Here is a 380-nt window from a genome sequence, read left to right as displayed (position 1 = left end):
TGGCGTACAATCCAGATAACCGGGCGCGTACATGCGTGCGAGCCAGCCTTCGCAAACCGGAAACAGTTTATCAGGGTCCCGCGGTTCGCCCTCAAGATAGTTGAGGAATGCCGATACGTCGGTCGCGCACGTGCGCCCGATCACGTCGGACGGCACAATTTCCAACCCGTGCGTCGTGTCGATTGCAAAATAAAGATCATGGTAAACCTGCGGCTGCATGTGCGACATGGTGTTACTCCGTGTGTTTAGCGTTAGACCTATTGTATGCGGCCCGAATCGAGCCGTCAACGATAACCCTATCGCGAACGCGGATTAGAATTCGAGAGTGCCGAGCCCGATTAGGTAATGGGTTACGGCGTCGAATTCCGCGCGGTCAGCCC

At 56.1% G+C, this 380-nt stretch carries 1 protein-coding gene; it reads right to left on the bottom strand.

Going from position 1 to position 380, the window contains the following annotated elements:
* Window positions 1–228 (bottom strand): hypothetical protein (locus AC1RPN_RS08575; RefSeq protein ID WP_481763773.1); only part of this gene is annotated, 228 nt, incomplete at its 3' end.
* Window positions 229–380: the final 152 nt, after the last annotated feature.

Source organism: Dellaglioa sp. CoH-57-MRSF-20 (assembly GCF_056781955.1).
The sequence above is the reverse complement of the archived record's forward strand: the minus strand, read 5'-3'. Positions and strand labels throughout refer to the sequence as shown.